Here is a 519-nt window from a genome sequence, read left to right as displayed (position 1 = left end):
GCATGTCGAAGTTACGCGCCTCGACCTTTGCCTGCGCTTTTTCAAGGCTGCGGTTGACCCAAGGGTGAACGATGGCCTCGCCTTCTTTCATACCCAGGGTGGATAGAACCTTGTCCAGACGTTCAGACCCGAAGATGCGCATCAGATCATCTTCCAGCGAAAGGAAGAATGCCGAACGGCCCGGATCCCCCTGACGGCCCGAGCGACCGCGCAGCTGGTTATCGGAAATTGGTTCGTACCTGTCGGGCGATTGTTTCCAGCTTCTTCTGGCAGCGCACGCGCATATCCGGAACCATGGCCAAGCTGTCAAAAAAGAAAGCGGAGCCCGCATGTCAAATCTGATCGTCAATGAAAACCGCCTTTGGGATGACCTGATGGTCACTGCAGAATTTGGCGCAAAGGATGGCGGCGTGTGTCGTCTGACATTAGGGCCGGAGGATAAGGCGGTCCGTGACTGGTTTTCGGGGCAGTGCAACGCGCTTGGTCTCGAAATGGCAGTGGACGAGGTGGGCAATATGT

The 519-nt window shown here is 56.3% G+C and carries 2 pseudogenes; one reads left to right on the top strand and one right to left on the bottom strand.

Annotation, left to right across the window (positions count from 1 at the left end):
* Nucleotides 1-223, bottom strand: a pseudogene (locus TR36_RS14425) (hypothetical protein); the annotation flags it as partial.
* A 106-nt stretch (nt 224-329) separates the two neighbouring features.
* Between TR36_RS14425 and TR36_RS14420 the strand changes: the two are divergent.
* Nucleotides 330-519 (top strand): annotated as a pseudogene (locus TR36_RS14420) (Zn-dependent hydrolase); the annotation flags it as partial.

It is taken from the genome of Falsirhodobacter sp. alg1 (genome assembly GCF_000739715.2).
GTDB lineage: Bacteria > Pseudomonadota > Alphaproteobacteria > Rhodobacterales > Rhodobacteraceae > Falsirhodobacter.
The sequence above is the reverse complement of the archived record's forward strand: the minus strand, read 5'-3'. Positions and strand labels throughout refer to the sequence as shown.